The organism is Streptomyces sp. NPDC111507 (genome assembly GCF_055638955.1).
In genome coordinates this window covers 1-16,086 of sequence record NZ_JBVKBU010000023.1, presented here as the reverse complement: position 1 = coordinate 16,086, position 16,086 = coordinate 1, and the positions used below count along the sequence as shown (strand labels likewise).

Here is a 16,086-nt window from a genome sequence, read left to right as displayed (position 1 = left end):
TCAGTGCCCCGCTTCCACGACCAGGTCGGCGTCAGCCAGGCCGAGCTCGTCGGCGAACCCGGCTTCCAGTACGGCCAGTTCGTCGTCGTCCAGCTCGATGAGCGGCTCGTCGGAGAGGACCGGGGCAGCCGGCGCCGGCTGTGCGGACTCGGCGATCGCGGCGGCCGTGCGCAGCCGGAAAACGTCGCGGGCGCTGATCACCAAGCCGGCCTCGCGGACCCGGGCCACCACCTGCATCGCCATGATGGAGTCGCCGCCCAGGTCGAAGAAGGAGTCCTCGACGCCGGCCCCGGCGACGCCGAGGACCTGCTGGAAGGCGGCCGCGAGGACCTCCTCACGGGCGTCGGCCGGGCCCCGGCCGCCTCCTGCGGTGGGGGCCTCGGGGGCGGGCAGCGCCGCGCGGTCGACCTTGCCGTTCGGCGTCAGCGGCAGCTCGTCGAGCGCCACGATCGCCGCGGGCACCATGAACTCAGGTAGCTCGCCCGAGAGTTCGGCGGTCAGCCGCTCCGGCCGGAGGTCCTCGCCGACGACGTACGCCACCAGGCGGCGGGCGCCGGGGCGGTCCTCGCGGACGAGGACGATCGTCTGGGCCACGCCGTCGAGCGCCATCAGGGCGGCCTCGATCTCGCCGAGCTCGATGCGGAAGCCGCGCACCTTCACCTGGTGGTCGGTGCGGCCCACGTACACGAGTACGCCGTCGGCGCGCCAGCGCACCAGGTCACCGGTGCGGTACATGCGCGAGCCGGGCGCCCCGAACGGGTCGGCGACGAACCGCTCGGCGGTCAGACCCGGGCGGCGCACATAGCCGCGCGCCAGGCCCGCGCCCGCCAGGTACAGCTCGCCCGCGACCCCGGCCGGGACCGGGCGCAGGCCGCCGTCCAGGACGTACGCCCGCATGTTGTCGAGGGCGGCACCGATCGGCGGCACGTCGTCGACGGTGTCGAGCGGGAAGTGGGTGGCGTAGGTGGTGGTCTCGGTCGGCCCGTAGACATGGGCGAGCGCGAGCTCGGGGCACGCCTCGCGGACCCGGCGCATGGCGGCGGGGGTGGCGGCCTCGCCACCGGTCAGGACGGTGCGCAGGGGCGCGAAGGCGGCCGGGTCCTCCCCCGCGATCAGGTTGAACAGGGCGGTGGTCAGGAAGACCCCGGTGAGGCCGTGGCGGGCGGCGAGCTCTCGCAGCCCCGGCGCGTCGAGCCCGGCCGGCGGAGCGACGACGATCCGGCCGCCGGAGAGCAGCGGCACCCAGATCTCGTAGGTGGAGGCGTCGAAGGCGTGCGGGGAGTGCATGAGCAGGCGCTCGTGGGCGCCGCCCCGCCAGCGCCGGTCGGCGGCGAACGCGGCCACGTCGCGGTGCGCGACGGCGACACCCTTGGGCACGCCCGTCGAGCCGGAGGTGTAGATGACGTACGCCAACTGGGCGCTGTCGACGGGGATTTCCAGATTGCCGGGATCGGCGTCGGCATCGGCGGCGTGGGCGGGGGTGCCGGCGACCCGCAGGACGGTGACGCCGGCGGCGAAGCCGAGGGCCGCGTCGTCCCGGTCGGTGATCAGGACCGGGGCACCGGTGTCCTGGAGCACCCAGCCCATCCGCTCCGGCGGGTACCCGGCGTGCAGCGGCACGTACGCGGCGCCGGACTTGACGACGGCGAGGGTCGCCACGACGACGTCCGGCGAGCGTTCCAGGAGCATCGCGACGGGGGTCTCCGCGCCGGCGCCCAGCGCGGTGAGGCGGCGGGCGAGGGCGTTGGCACGGGAGTTGAGCTCCCGGTAGGTGATCTCCCGCTCGCCCGCGGCGATCGCGACCGCGTCGGGGGTGCGGGCGGCCTGCCGCTCGAAGAGGGCGGCGAGACTGTCGTCCGGCACCGGGTACGCGGTGTCGTTCCAGCCGTCGAGGAGCTGGGCCAGGGAGTCGGCCGGCAGCAGGTCGACCGTGGCGAAGGAGCGGTCGGGTGTCTCGGTGACCTCCTCCAGGAAGTGCAGGAACCACTCCTGGCAGGCGGCGAGGTCGGCGTCGGTGTAGCGCTCGGGGTTGCCGTCGAAGTCGATGCGCAGGCCGGTGCCGTCGCCCCGGTCGTAGAGGGCGACGGACAGGTCGTCGACCGGGCCGAGGCCCAGGTTGTGGATGTCGGCGCGACAGCCCGCGAACCTCAGCTCGTAGTCGAACGCCATGATGTTGACGACCGGGCCCATCAGGCTGTGGTCGCTGCCGGTCAGGCCCAGGTCGCGGCGGAGGTCCTCGTAGCGGGCCCGCTGGTGCTTGAGCGCGCCGCGCGCCTCCCGGGTGACCCGGGGCATCAGCTCACGCATGGAGTCGCCCGGGGCGACCTCGATGCGCAGCGGCAGCACGTTGGAGGCGAGCAGCGGAGTGCGGCGGATCGCGGGGGTGGCGCGGCCCGTGACCGGGAGGCCGACGACGACCTCGCGCTGTCCGGTGACGCGGTGCAGGAACGCGGCGGTGGCGGCGACGGCGAACAGCGGCCAGCGGGTACGGCAGCCGCGCGCGGCCACGGCGAGGCGGTCGGCGTACTCCTGCGGCAGCCTGCTGGTGCGGCGGATCCGCACGGCGGGCGGGGCCGCCGCGGCGCCGGGGCCGCCGGAGAGGTGGTCGCTGAGCAGCGCGGGTGAGGGCATCCCGACGAGCCGCCCGGTCCAGTACTCCCGGTCGGCACCGGCCTGTTCGCCCGCGCGGTACGCGGCGTCCTCGGCGAGGGTCTCGGCGAGCGGGGCGAACGGTTCGAGGCCGCCCTCGACGGCGGTGGTGCCCGCCAGCTCCGTGTAGGCGTCGGCGACCTTGCGGGAGATCAGCGAGCCCCCGAAGCCGTCGATGAGGATGTGGTGGACGCGCTGGTAGTAGAGGAAGCGGTCGTCGGCGACGCGGAACAGCGCGAACGTGCTGAGGTGGCCCTCGGCCAGGTCGATCGGGCGCTCCATGTCGTCGTCGATCCACGCCCGGGCGGCGTCGAACGCCTCCGGTTCGGTGCGCAGGTCGAAGTACGGGAGCCCGGGCAGCGGCCCGTCGTCGACGAGCTGCCAGAGGCTCCCGTCGGGGTCCTCGACGACGCGGCGGACCCGCAGCGTCTCGGCGTCCGTGAGGAGCCGGTGCCAGGCGGTCTCCATCAGCTTCGGGTCGAGCGCGCCCGCGATGTCGAAGTACTCGGCGATGTTGTAGGCGAAGCCGGTGCGGTCGAGGCCGTGCGCGAACCAGACTCCGGTCTGCGGCACCGACAGCGGCAGCCGCCGCAGGGCGGGAGCGGGCGGGTCGGACGGGTGGCGGTTCACGGGCGGGTCCCCCTGTCGGCGGGTGCGGTCACGGTCGTCGCGCGGACGGTCCCGGGCAGTTGGGCGGCGAGCCGGTCGGTGAGCAGCCGCATCAGTTGCTCACCCGCCGTCTCCAGGTAGAAGTGGCCGCCGGGCAGGGTGTGCACCTCGTGTCCGGCCACGGTGTGCCGCGCCCACTGGGCGGCGTCGTCCGGTGTGCAGGAGCGGTCGCTGTCGCCGGTGACGACGGTGACCGGGCAGGTCAGCGGGGCGCCCGCGGTGAAGCGGTACTTCTCGATGAGACGGAAGTCACCGCGCAGCACGGGCAGCGTCAGCTCGCGCAGCTCGGGGTTGTCGAGCAGGGCGGCCCCGGCGCCGCCGAGGGCGCGTACGTACTCCATGGCATCGGCGTCGCCGCTGAAGCTCACGGCGCGGCTGATGTCGACGTGCGGGGCCTTGCGGGCGGAGACGAACAGCCGGGTGGGGGCACCCGGGTGGGTGGCGCGCAGCCGGCGCGCGGTCTCGAACGCGACGGTGCCGCCCATGCTGTGGCCGAAGAACGCGGCGGGCTTGTCCAGGCGCGGTCTGATGGCCTCGGTGACACCTGCGGCGAGCTCTTCGAGGGTCTCGGCGAGCGGTTCGCCGTAGCGGTCCTGGCGGCCCGGGTACTGAACGGCCACCAGCTCGATGTCCGGCGGAGCGAGCCGGGCCAGCTCGCGAAAGGTGCTGGCCGCGCCGCCCGCGTGCGGGAAACAGAACAGCCGCAGCCTGGCGGCCGGCCGGACGGCGAACACCCGCAACCAGTCGGTGCCGGTGGCGGCCTGGACAACAGTCATGAGCGCGGCAACTCCCTGCTCGTCAGCGGTGGTTCGGTGGAGGCGGCGAGATGCACCGCGCCAACGGTGAAGCCCCGGACGGCTATCCGTCCGGGGCTTCACTCTGCCGGGAGTGCCTATATTTTTCCGTTACGCGACCATGACGGGGGACGTGAAGGCCCCGTACGGAGACGGCCCTCCAGGAGTCTCGTGAACTGCCGGTTCCCGGCAGGACCTGGCTAGGCGGACTGGACGGTGACGTCGCCGCCCGCGCTGTGCGCCTTGACCTTGTTGGCCGAGCCGTCGTTGACCGGCACGTCGACCTTCTTGTTGCCGCCGTCGGTGGAGGCGTCGACGGCGTACGAGCCCTTGGGGAGTTTGACCGTCACGTTGCCGCCCTCGCTGTCGGCGTTGACGCTGGCGGGTGCCGTGCCGAAGGCCACGTCGACGTTGCCGCCGCCGGTCTTGGCGACGACGGTGCCGCCGAGGCCGGTGCCGGTGATGTCGCCGCCGCCGGTGCTGGCGTCGACCTGGACGCCGGCCGGCACCTCGATGCGGTAGTCCACGGAGCACTTGGAGGCGGAGCCGCCGCAGTCGCCGCCCTTGAGGGCCAGTGCGCCACCGGAGACGGAGTGCTCGGTCTTCGGCTTGCTGTCGCTGTACTCCAACCGCTCGGTCACCTTGATCGCGCTGCCGGTGCCGGCCACGATCTCGATGTTCCCACCGTTGTTGTCGACGCTCACCCCGGTGACCTTGTCGGTCACGTCGTACGACTGGCTGGAGCTGGAGGCGGACTTGCCGAGGCCGTCCGACTCCTGGCAGCCGGTGGTGACGACCGCCGCGGCCGCCACGGTCACCGCGCACACGACGAACTTCTTGAGGCTCCTGCTGTCAATGCTCACGAGGATCTACCTTCTCATCTTCCGTGCGGGTGGTCGGCTTATCGGCGGGACGTGGCGAGGTCGGCGGACTCCGCCTCGGGCGCGGCGAGTTCGCCGGTGGCGGAGACGGGCGCCGGGGTGGCGGCCTGCGGGCGCTTGCCCCAGGCACGGTCGCCGAGGAGGGTCAGCGCGGCAGGGAGGAGCAGGCCGCGGACGATGGTCGCGTCGATGGCGATCGCGGCGGCCATGCCGACGCCGAGCATCTTGTACTCGATGCCGGACATCGTGGCGAAGAGCGCGAAGACGGAGATCATCACGACCGCGGCGCTGGTGACGACGCCGGCGCTGGAGCCGACCCCGCTGACCACCGCGTCCTTGGCGCTGTCGCCGCGCTGCCACAGCTCGCGGACCCGGCTGAGGATGAAGACGTGGTAGTCCATGCTCAGGCCGAACAGGATCACGAACATGAAGAGCGGGAGCCAGCTGACGATTCCGCCGTAGGAGTCGAAGCCGAGCAGACCGCCCAGGCCGCCGTTCTGGAAGCCGAGGACGACCAGGCCGTAGGCCGCCCCGATGGAGAGCAGGTTGAGCGCGATGGAGACGAGGGCGACGACCGGCGCGCGGAAGGCGAGGGTCAGCACGACCAGCGCGAGGACCAGGACGAAGGCGAAGACCCAGGGGGCGCGGCCGCTGAGCGCGGAGGCGAAGTCGTGCTGTCCGGCGATGGAGCCGGTGACGGCGTACTCCAGGCCCTTGGTGTCCTTGAAGGCCTTCGGCAGGGCGTCGTCGCGGAGCGTCCTGAGCGCGTCGGTGGAGACCTTGTCGGTGCCGGAACCGGCCAGCGGAACCTTGATGACCAGGGCCTCGCCGACCTTGTGGGTGGAGATCTGCTCGCCGAGGGCCGGACTGTCGGCGGCCTCGCGGCGCAGTTCGGCGACGGCCGCGTCGGCCTTGCCGGTGGTGGCGCCCTCGCCCCAGACGACGACCGAGGCCGGGGCGGGACCGCCGGGGAAGGCCTCCTGAATGCGGACGCCTGCGTCGACGGCCTCGATGGAGCGCGGCAGCGAGCGGGTCTGGCCCGGGTCGGAGAGCTTCATGTGGAGCGCCGGCGCGGCCAGGGCGAGCAGCAGGGCCACGGCGGCGGCGCCCATCAGCAGCGGCCTGCGCACCACGCCGCGGGCGATGGCGGTCCAGGTACGGGACTCGGTGGCGGCGGTACGGCGGCGGCCCAGGAGGGGGATGCGCAGCGCGTCGACGCGGCGGCCGAGGAGGGAGAGGGTGGCGGGCAGTACGGTGACCGAGCCGAGGACGGCGAGGCCGACCACGAGAACGGTGCCGACGGCCATGCCGTTGAAGACGTCGATGCCGGTGATGAAGAGCCCGGCGACGGAGAGCATCACGGTGATACCGGAGACGACGACCGCGTGGCCGGAGGTGCGGGCGCTGGCCTCCAGGGCCTCGATGGCGGACCTGCCCGCCGCGCGCTCCTCGCGTTCGCGGCGCAGGTAGAAGAGCGAGTAGTCGACGCCGACCGCCATGCCGATCAGCAGGACCACGGAGGAGACCGTGCTGTTGGCGGGGATGAAGTTGCCCACGACGCCGAGCAGGCCGAGGGCGGCGAGCACCGAGGTGACGGCGAGCAGCACCGGGATGCCGGCGGCGACCAGGGCGCCGAAGACCACCAGCAGGATGATCAGGGTGAGCGGCAGCGAGGTCAGCTCCGCCTTGGCGAGGTCCTTGTCGGCGGCATCGTTGACGGCCGTCTGCAGGGACAGGTCGCCGGCCTCGGCGATGCGCACGTCCGGGTGGGCGGCCTTGGTCTTCTGCACGGCGGCGAGCACCGATTCGAAGTGCGCGTCGACCTGCTCCTCGGGGCCCGCGACGGTGAAGCCGACCAGGCCGGAGTGGCCGTCCTTGGAGATCTGCTCCGCGCCCTCGGCGCCGAGGGGGGACGCCACGTCGGTGGCGGCGGCGCCGGTCGCCTTCAGGTTGGCGACCAGGTCCCGGGCGGCCCGCTGCAGCTTGACGTCGTCGGCGAACCTCGCGGAGGTCCGGTTCTTGGCCTCGACCAGCACGGACTCCTGGTAGGGCTCCTCGACGTCCTGGTCGCGGATGATTTTCTGGGCCCGGCCGGACTCACCGGGGTCGGAGGTCTGCGCGCCGGACCCGGCCGCACCGCCGATCAGCACGGCGAGCACCACCAGCAGGAGCCAGCCCCCGATCGTCTTCTTGGCATTGCGGGCGGACCAGCCGGCGACCCGTACGGTCAGCGGCCTGCGCCCTTCCCCCAGCGGTGACGTGGGGGGTGTCATGCTCGGCATGAGATGGTCTCCTATGCAGGGGAGTGCAGTGCGGTAGCGGACGCACGCCGGCCGGGGTCACGGCCTTCGGTTCCTAGGCCTTGCCGTGACACCAAGATCGGCTGTGCGGGACTTTCGTGTATTCCCTTGCCCGGGCCGCGCCACCGAGCGCCAACTCGGTGGTGCGGCCCACGGCACGCAGGGGGATGGGACCAGGCCTCTCGGCCCTATTCGATCTCGCGCATCATCTTCTCCATCGAGACGATGGCCTGACGCGCCTGCGTGAGCTCTTCGGACGTACGGCGGTGAAGCTCCACGTTGTCCTCGAGCAGTTGGGCGTACTTGGCGGTGAGCCGGCGGTACTCGTCCTCCCGGGCGGCCAGCATGCGGGCCCGCCAGGTGGCGGCGATCTGCCAGACGATCACGATCAGCAGCAGGAAGACGCCGCCCGACGCCACGAGGCCCGTCGAGTCGTCGCTCCACGGATCACTGGCCAGCTTCACCGTCTCGTACCCGTTCACTTCGCTCCCTTTGTGGTGCTCGCGGTCTCGTTCTTGCTCTCGTCCTGATCGGTCAGGGTCCGGGCCGCGGCGGCCACGGTCTCGGGGGTCAGATGCAGGACGAAGGGGGTGACTTCGAAGTACTTCATCGCCTTACCGCCCTCCGACAGTTCGAGTACTCCGGTCACGAGCCCTGCCGCCTCGAGGCGCTGCAGATGCATATGGAGCAGCGGGCGGCTCATACCGATCTCGCGGGCGAGCCGACTGACGTAGTTACGCCCCTCCGACAGCGCCGCGACGATCCGCATCCGGTGCGGATTCCCGAGCGCTGCCAGCATCTGCAACACCTCATCACCGGTCGGGGTCAGGAATGTTTCCATCGCGACCTCTTTCATGTGTAAGAAAACCATGACAGGTGCCAGAGGTACCTGTCAACAGTTTCTTACACGTGAAAGACAGACGCTGTGGAGTTGTCCCGCTGCGCCGCATGGCGGAGCACCGGACCCATGGGGGCGTCCGGTGCTCCGAGCCTTCCGTGCGGCTCTATATCCCTTCGATATCCGGGTACGCCGACGACGGGCACCCGGAGTCGGCCCACGCCGCCAGGTGCCCGCCGACCGGGCCGGATCAGCCCTGCCGCTCCTCCGCGCCCATGCTGCGCACCGCGGGCGTGGCCAGGGCCACGAGGGCGAGGACGGCCATCGCGGCGGCCACGCCCAGAACGCTCCGGTACGTGCCCGCCGCAGCCAGCAGCAGCCCGCCGGCAAGGGCTCCCAGGGAGTTCATGCCGGAGCCGACGAGACCGAACACGCTCATCGCGCGGCCCTGCATCTCGTCCGGGGTCACCCGGACCTGGTGCACCCCGGCGGCCACGTTGAGCAGCGCCCCGGCCCAGCTGGTGCCCGCGCACAGCACGCCGAGTACCACCGGCTGCCCGGTCAGCGCGATCCCGGCGATCAGGCCCGCCCAGCCGAGCAGCGCGCCGATCAGGATCGCGGGCAGCGGCAGCCGCTTCATGAACCAGGAGGCGGTCAGCGCGCCCAGGACGCCGCCAACGCCCTCGACGATCCCGATGACGGCCATGTACGAAGGCGGGTACCCGCCCTCCTTGACGATCAGCACCAGGGCCAGATTGAGGATCTGGAACAGCAGGTTGCTGCCGCCGACGATGACGATCGCGGCCCGCATGAAGCGCTGTCGCCACACCCAGGCGATGCCCTCGCCGATCTCGGCCCGCACCGACCGTCCGGCCTCCTCGTCCCGCTCGTCCTGGAACGACTTGGGGATGAGCAGCAGCGTGACCAGCGCGAAGAAGTGGGTGAACGCTGCCACCCCGAACGGCAGCCAGCGGAACGCCTGGAAGAGGACCGCCGCGCTCGGCTGCCCGAGCAGCCCGGCGGCCTGGCCGCGCGCCTCGTTCTGCGACAGCGCGGCCGACAGATGGTCGGGGTGCACGACGTGGCGTACGGCGGCCCGCTCGGCGAGCTTGTAGAAGATCACCGCGCCGCCCTCCAGGAACGCCGCGGCCATCACGTGCGGCACGGACAGCGCCCCGAACCACAGCGCGGCGGCCAAACTGCCCATCGAGACGAGCCCGACCGCGTCGCACACCACCATCAGCCGCCGCCGGTCCCAGCGGTCCACCAGCGCGCCGGCCGGCAGCAGCAGGAGCAGCTGTGGCAACAGTGCCGCCGAGCCGACCAGGCCGGCGTCGGCGGGCGAGCCCGTGTACCAGAGCATCAGCAGCGGGTACGCGGAGACCGCGGCCCGGACGCCGAACTGGGACAGTCCCGCACCGGACCACAGCAGCAGGAAGTTCTTGTTGCGGCGCAGCGGGGGCGGCTTCTCGGCCTCCTCGGGGACCTCGGCCTGGTCGAGCAGGGTCACCGGCCCGCCCCCACGGCCACCGGCTCGGAACACGGGACGCCGCCGACGGTGCCGAGGCGGCACCACTCCAGGACCGCCATCGCGCTGTGCATCTTGTTCTCCGCCTGGTCGAAGGCGATGCTGTGGCGCCCGTCCAGGACGTCGGCGGCCACCTCCTCGCCGCGGTGCGCGGGCAGGTCGTGCATGAAGACCGCGCGCGGGCTGGTCTTCCACAGGTCGGCGGTGACCCGGAACGGCACGAAGCCGGCGCGCCAGTCCGGGTCGGCCTTGGCGGTGCCGGTGGTCTGCCAGCGCGTGGTGTAGATGACGTCGAAGTCGTCCGGGAGGGCGTCCATGTGGTGGTGCTCGACAACCGACGAGCCGGTCCGCGCGGCCTGTTCGTCCGCCCGGCGCCGTACCTGCCCGGCCAGCCCGTACCCCTGCGGCGTCCGCAGCTCCAGCGTGGTGCCGTTGAAGCGGCTCAGGCCGAGGGCGAGCGCGGCGGCGGTGTTGTTGCCCTCGCCGAGGTACAGCACCCGCAGCCCGTCGACCCGGCCGAACCGCCGCAGCAGCGTGGTGAGATCGGTGAGGCCCTGCGTGGGGTGCTCGTCCGCGCTCATCGCGTTGACCACCGACATCCGCCGCTGTGCGGCCCAGCCGCGCAGCTCGGCGGGGTCGCCCGCGGTCCGTGCGACCAGCACGTCCAGCATCCGGGAGAAGACCCGGCCGGTGTCCTCGGTGGTCTCGCCGGTGTTCAGCTGCAGGTCGTCCGGCCCGTACGAGAGGATCTGGCCGCCGAGCCGCAGCGCCCCGGCCGAGAAGGCGGTACGGGTCCGGGTGGAGGTCTTGCGGAAGTAGACGCCGGTGACGGTGCCGGCCAGCGGGGCTCCGTGGGCGGCGGTGCCGGCGGAGAAGTCGGCGCCGCGGGCCACGATCGCGCGGAGTTCAGCGTCGGAGAGGTCGTCGAGGGAGATGAGGTGCCGAGGGGTCACGGTGTGCTCCTGGGGTGCGTCGATGGCGGCCGGTCCGACGGGTCGGACCAACGAGGCCCTGCCGGACCGGCCACCGGAAAGGGGCGGGGTCAGACGGTGTCCATGGCGGCGGCGATTGCCTTGACCACGTGCTCGCCCGCGTCCCCGTTGGTCAGCACGACCAGTCCGGAGCCCGCGGTGAGCCGGGTGACGGACACCCCGTGGTACCCCGTCGGGGTGCCGCCGTGACCGAACTGGGTGTCGGCGCCGGTGGCGTCGACCACGGTGCCCAGACCGTAGAAGGTGTCCCGGTGGGGCGTGAGCAGCTCGGCCGCCGTCTCCTCACGCAGCAGCGCGAGCGGCCTGCCGAGCGCCGAACGGCGGATCTCCAGGGCCAGCTTGGCGAGGTCGGGCGCGGTGGACCAGAGGCCGGCGGCAGCCGCGTCGGGGCGGATCCGGCGGCCGCCCTCGATCTGCCGGCCCTCGGCGTCGTGACCGAGCGCGACCTTGCCCACGCGCCCCGGCATGACAGGGAAGCCCTGGTCGAAGCTGCTGTCCCGCATGCCGAGCGGGTCGAGCACCAGGGTCCGCATCAGCTGGTGGAACGGCTCGCCGGTGGCGTCCGTCATGGCCTGCTGGAGCACCGAGTAATGGACGTTGGCCTTGCGGAAGACCGTGCCGGGTTCGAGGTCCCGGCCGACCGGGGCGGTCGTCGCGGGCCCGCTGCCGTGCAGCAGGTCGAGCAGGGTCGGTACCGCGTCGCCGGGCTGGAAGCCCTTGCCCGGGGTCGGCGTGAGACCGGCCAGGTGGCCGAGCAACTGCCGTACCGTGACCGGGACCTCACCGTCCGGCACGCGCCATCCGCGCAGATAGGTGTTGACGTCCTCGTCGAGGGCGAGCACCCCGTCCCCGACCAGCCGCAGCGCGCCGAAGGCGGTGACGTGCTTGCTGAGCGAACCGACCTGGAACGTCGTGACCGGCGTGACCGGGACCCCACCCGCGGCGAGGCCGTGCGCCTCGGCGGCGACCAGTTCGCCGCCGATGATGACGGCGACGCTGACCCCGGGCACCCGGTACCGCTCCAACACCTCGGCCGGCACCGGCAGCAGGCTCGCCGGGGCGGGCACGGGGGCGGGCTTGGGCGCGGCGGCCGCGACCGCCTCGTCGACGGCCGCCGCCAGCTCCGCCAGCGTCTCGTGCTGGTAGAGCATGAACAGCGAGAGCGGCAGCTGGGCCTCGCGTGCGGCGGCGACCACCTGGATGACCAGAATGGAGTGGCCGCCACGGGCGAAGAAGCTGTCGGTGGCGCCCACCCGCTCCACCCCGAGCACCCTCGACCAGATGGCCGCGAGGGCGGTCTCGGTCGGGGTGGCGGGCTCCACGAACTCGCCCTCGCTGTCGGCCTCTTCGGGGTCGGGCAGCGCCTTGCGGTCGACCTTCCCGTTGGCGTTCAGCGGCATCGAGTCGAGGACCGTGAACGTCGCCGGGACCATGTAGTCGGGCAGCTTCCCGGTGCAGTGCCGGGCGAGCGCGCCCGCCTCGACGGCCTCGTCGAGCACCACGTACGCGGCGAGCCGCACATCGCCCGGGGCGTGCTCGCGACCAGTGACGAAAGCCGCGCGGACCGCCGGGTGGCCGAGCAGGACGGCCTGGATCTCGCCGGTCTCCACCCGGTAGCCGCGGATCTTGACCTGGTCGTCGGCGCGGCCGAGGAACTCGACCGTGCCGTCGGCCAGCCAGCGCGCCAGGTCGCCGGTGCGGTAGATCCGAGCGCCCGGGGGGCCGTATGGGTCGGGCAGGAACGTCTCGGCGGTCAGGGCGGCGCGGCCGATGTAGCCGCGGGCGACTCCGGTGCCGCCGACGTACAGCTCGCCGACGGCCCCGGCCGGCACCCGGCGCATCCCGCCGTCCAGGACGCGCATCACCATGCCGGGAAGCGGGCGCCCGATCGGCACCACCTCGGCGGCGAGAGGCCACGTCAGCGGAAGGACACTGGTGCCGACGGAGGCCTCGGTCGGCCCGTACTCGTTGATGAGCCGTCCCGCTCCCAGCACCTCGGTCCAGCGGGAGGCGAGTTCGCCCTGGAGCGCCTCGCCCGCGACCACGATCACTCCGGCGAGGTCCCGGGCCTGCTCGTCGCTCACCTGGTGCGAGAGCACCTCCAGGTGGCCGGGGGTGAGCTTGAGGAAGGCGTACGGGCCATGGGCGAGCAGCCGCTCCCCCAGCTCGGACAGGTCGAGGTCCTGCGGCAGCAGCACCACGGGCCGGCCGGTGAGCAGCGGCGCCCACAGGTTGGGGACGACCAGGTCGAAGGCGACCGAGGAGAAGACCGCGCCGCCGCCGGTGCCCGCGCCGACGAGTTCGCGGACCGCCCAGCCCAGATGGTTGGCGAGCCCCCGGTGGGAGACCGCGACCCCCTTGGGGCGGCCGGTGGAGCCCGAGGTGTAGATGACGTAGGCGAGCCGGTCCGGTTCGCTGGGGACGCCGGCGGGGGCCGCCGGCCGGGCCGCGATCGCGGCGGCGTCGGCCGCCAGGTCGACGACCGTGACCCCGGCGGCGAACCGGTCGGTGTACCCGGTGCCGGTCAGCGCGAGGGTGGCGCCCGCGTCGTCGAGCATCGTCTCGATACGGGCGGCCGGGAACGCCGGGTCGAGCGGGATGTAGGCCGCTCCGGCCTTCCACACGCCGAGCAGCGCGGCGTGCAGGTCCGGGCCCCGGTCGAGGAGCACACCGACGAGCGACTCGGTGCCGACTCCCTGGGCGAGCAGGTGGTGCGCGATCTGATTGCTGCGCGCCTCCAACTCGGCGTAGGTCAGGGAGAATCCGTCCCCGGCGACCGCGACGGCGTCCGGGGTGCGGGCGGCCCGCTCGGCGAACACCTCGTACACCGGGCGGTCGGCGGTCGCCCCCTCGGGAGCCGCCTCCCAGCCCGCGATCCGGCCGGTCTCGGCGGGCGGCAGGCAGCCGGAGCGGGCGTCGCCGTCCGCACCGCCCGCCATCTCCACCAGGACCTGGCGGTAGAGGGCGGCGATCCGCTCGCCATGGGCCCGGCCGACCGCGCGGGGCGCGCAGCGCAGCTGGAGCCGGCCGGGGGCGGTGCCGACGGAGAAGCCGAACTCGTTGGAGCTGGCGCCGGTGCTGGCATCCGCGTCGACCCGGGCGCCCAGGTCCTGCTGCCCGGCGACGACCGAGGTGAAGTCCTGATAGCTGAAGTACACCTCGACCAGCCGGGAGCCGTCGCCGAACTCCCGCTGGATGGCGGGCATCGGGAAGTGCCGGTGCCGCCAGCCGACGAGCTCCGCGGCGAGGGTCCGCTCGACGAGGTCGCGCCAGGTGCGGGCGCCGTCGGTGTACCCGATGGGCTGGATGTTCAGGAACATGCCGTGCACCCGGTCGGCGCCGGCCGCCTCGGGCCGCACGTGCGAGGTGAGACCGGTCAGGAAGGCGGCCTCGGGAGTGAGCAGGCTGAGCGCCTTGAGATGGGCCGCGAGCAGCACGCTCTTCATCGGCGCCTGGGCCTGCGCGGCGAGCCGCTCCAGGCCCTCGGTCAGGTCGGCGTAGCCGACGTCGAGGAGGTACATCTCCTCGGACGCGTCCGGGTCGGTCTCGCCCCAGCCGGCCGGCAGCGCGAACCGCTCGTGCCCGGCGACGACGGCCTGCCAGTGGGCCCGGTCCTCCTCCGACTCCAGGGCCCGCGCCTCGGCGGCGACGGTGTCGGCGAACCGCACGGCGGGCGCCTCGTGGGCGGGCAGCTTCCCGGCCAAGGCCCCGTCGTACAGCGCGAGCAGTTCGGTGAGCAGCCCGCCCAGGCTCCAGCCGTCCAGGATCACATGGGAGTTGACGGCGGTGAGCTGGCGGCTCCCGTCGGCGCACAGGTGGACGGTGACGTCCAGCAGGGGCGCGGCGGCCGGATCGAGCGCGGTCCGGCCACGCTCGTCGACGTAGGCCTCGATGGCGGCCCTGGCACCGGCCTCGCCGAGCCCGGTCAGGTCGACAACCTTCAGCCGGAGTTCCGCGGTGCCGTGCACCAGTTGCAGCGGGACGCTGTAGGTGTCGAGGTCGACGCTGGTGCGCAGCACGTCGTGCCGGGCCACCAAGGCGTCCAGGGCACGCTGGAACGCGGCGGCGTCGAAGGGCCGTGCGTCGCGCAGCCGCAGGCTGGTCACCAGGTGGTAGTCGGGCCGCTCGGGCGCCGACAGCATCTCGATCTGCATGCCGAGCTGGTTCTGCGTCAGCGGATAGGCGTCCACCACACCGGCGGGCAGCAGCTCACGGTCTGCGGTGGATATCTGGGCGTACGGCGCGACCCGGGCCGGGACGGCGGCGGGCGCGGCACCGGTGCGCCCCGCGAGCAGCTCGGCGAGCGGGCCGAGGACCGGCCGCTCCATGAGCTCGCGCACGCTCAGCTCGTACCCGGCGTCCCGCAGTGTGCCCACGAGCAGTACGGCCCGGATGGAGTCGCCGCCGAGGTCGAAGAAGCTGTCGTGGACGCCGGCCCTATCGACGCCGAGCACCGACTGGAACACCGCGGCGACCTGGGCCTCGATGGCCGTGCGGGGAGCGACGTACCCGGCGGCCGTGCGGAGCTGACCGCCCTCCTCCGGGGCGGGCAGGGCGCGCTTGTCGAGCTTGCCGTTGGTGGTGAGCGGGAGGGTGTCGAGCGCCACGAAGGCGGCCGGAACCATGTACTCGGGCAGGGTCCGCGCCAAGTGTGCGCGCAGGGCGCCCGCGTCGGGGAGGAACTGCCCGGCCGCGACGAGGTAGCCGACGAGTCGCTTGTCGCCGGGGGTGTCCTCGCGGACGACCACGACGGCCTGGGCGATGTCCTCGTGCGCCGTCAACGCGGCCGAGATCTCGCCCAGTTCGATGCGGTAGCCGCGGATCTTGACCTGGTCGTCGATACGGCCCAGGAACTCGAGGCTGCCGTCCTCACGGCGGCGGGCGAGGTCACCACTGCGGTACATCCGGCCGCCGGCCGGCCCGAACGGGTTCGGCACGAACCGCTCCGCGGTCAGGTCCGGACGTCCGAGGTAACCCCGCGCCACACCCGGACCCGCCACATGGATCTCGCCCTCGGTGCCGACGGGCACCTCGGCGCCCTGGGCGTCGAGCAGGTGCACGGTCAGGTCGGCCAGCGGACGGCCGACCGGGTTGCCCGCGCCCGGTGCGAAGTCCCTCTTGGTGAGCCGGTGGTAGGTGGTGTGGACGGTGGTCTCGGTGATGCCGTACATGTTGACGAGCGAGGTGCGACCGAGGCCCAGTCTGTCCGTCCATGGCTGGAGTTCGGAGACCTCCAGCTTCTCCCCCGCGAAAATCACCGCGCGCAGGCTCAGCCGCTTGACCCGGCGGTCACCGGAGGCGGCGGCCGCGACCAGGGACCGGAAAGCAGTCGGCGTCTGAGAAAGAACCGACACCTCCTCCCCGACCAGCAGATCCAAGAACTCCTCCGGCGCACGCGTCACCGCCTGCGGCACCACCACCAGCCGCCCACCATG

The 16,086-nt window shown here is 72.9% G+C and carries 9 protein-coding genes; all 9 read right to left on the bottom strand.

Features of this window, described 5'->3' with window-relative positions; translation table 11 throughout:
* Entirely contained in the window at positions 1–3,279 is a 3,279-nt protein-coding gene (locus ACZ7M2_RS47155; protein ID WP_471600518.1) for an amino acid adenylation domain-containing protein, read from the bottom strand.
* Positions 3,276–4,094: a thioesterase II family protein gene (locus ACZ7M2_RS47150; protein ID WP_471600517.1), complete on the bottom strand. Its 819-nt coding sequence runs from the start codon at positions 4,092–4,094 to the stop codon at positions 3,276–3,278. The genes ACZ7M2_RS47155 and ACZ7M2_RS47150 overlap by 4 nt, the downstream gene beginning before the upstream one ends.
* A gap of 218 nt (positions 4,095–4,312) precedes the next feature.
* Positions 4,313–4,975: a DUF4097 family beta strand repeat-containing protein gene (locus ACZ7M2_RS47145; RefSeq protein ID WP_266627144.1), complete on the bottom strand. Its 663-nt coding sequence runs from the start codon at positions 4,973–4,975 to the stop codon at positions 4,313–4,315.
* Between the two features lie 38 nt (positions 4,976–5,013).
* Positions 5,014–7,266 carry an MMPL family transporter gene (locus ACZ7M2_RS47140; protein WP_471600516.1) on the bottom strand — a complete coding sequence of 751 codons (2,253 nt, stop codon included), beginning with the start codon at positions 7,264–7,266 and terminating at the stop codon, positions 5,014–5,016.
* A 215-nt stretch (positions 7,267–7,481) separates the two neighbouring features.
* Positions 7,482–7,757, bottom strand: a complete 276-nt coding sequence (locus tag ACZ7M2_RS47135; RefSeq protein WP_471600584.1) for a hypothetical protein — start codon at positions 7,755–7,757, stop codon at positions 7,482–7,484.
* Between the two features lie 14 nt (positions 7,758–7,771).
* Entirely contained in the window at positions 7,772–8,134 is a 363-nt protein-coding gene (locus ACZ7M2_RS47130; protein ID WP_471600515.1) for an ArsR/SmtB family transcription factor, read from the bottom strand.
* A gap of 247 nt (positions 8,135–8,381) precedes the next feature.
* Complete coding sequence (locus ACZ7M2_RS47125; RefSeq protein WP_471600514.1) at positions 8,382–9,641, bottom strand: MFS transporter; 1,260 nt, start codon at positions 9,639–9,641, stop codon at positions 8,382–8,384.
* The gene (locus ACZ7M2_RS47120; RefSeq protein ID WP_471600513.1) at positions 9,638–10,612 is read right to left on the bottom strand and encodes an ornithine carbamoyltransferase; all 975 of its coding nucleotides are present in this window, start codon (positions 10,610–10,612) and stop codon (positions 9,638–9,640) included. The genes ACZ7M2_RS47125 and ACZ7M2_RS47120 overlap by 4 nt, the downstream gene beginning before the upstream one ends.
* Positions 10,613–10,701: 89 nt before the next feature.
* Positions 10,702–16,074, bottom strand: coding sequence for a serine hydrolase domain-containing protein (locus tag ACZ7M2_RS47115; RefSeq protein WP_471600583.1), 5,373 nt, complete (start codon positions 16,072–16,074; stop codon positions 10,702–10,704).
* Between the last annotated feature and the right edge of the window lie 12 nt (positions 16,075–16,086).

Coding starts and splice junctions, on each gene's coding strand:
- ACZ7M2_RS47130 (WP_471600515.1), bottom strand. CDS start 8,134: ATGGAAACATTCCTGACCCCGACCGGTGATGAGGTGTTGCAGATGCTG.
- ACZ7M2_RS47150 (WP_471600517.1), bottom strand. CDS start 4,094: ATGACTGTTGTCCAGGCCGCCACCGGCACCGACTGGTTGCGGGTGTTC.
- ACZ7M2_RS47140 (WP_471600516.1), bottom strand. CDS start 7,266: ATGACACCCCCCACGTCACCGCTGGGGGAAGGGCGCAGGCCGCTGACC.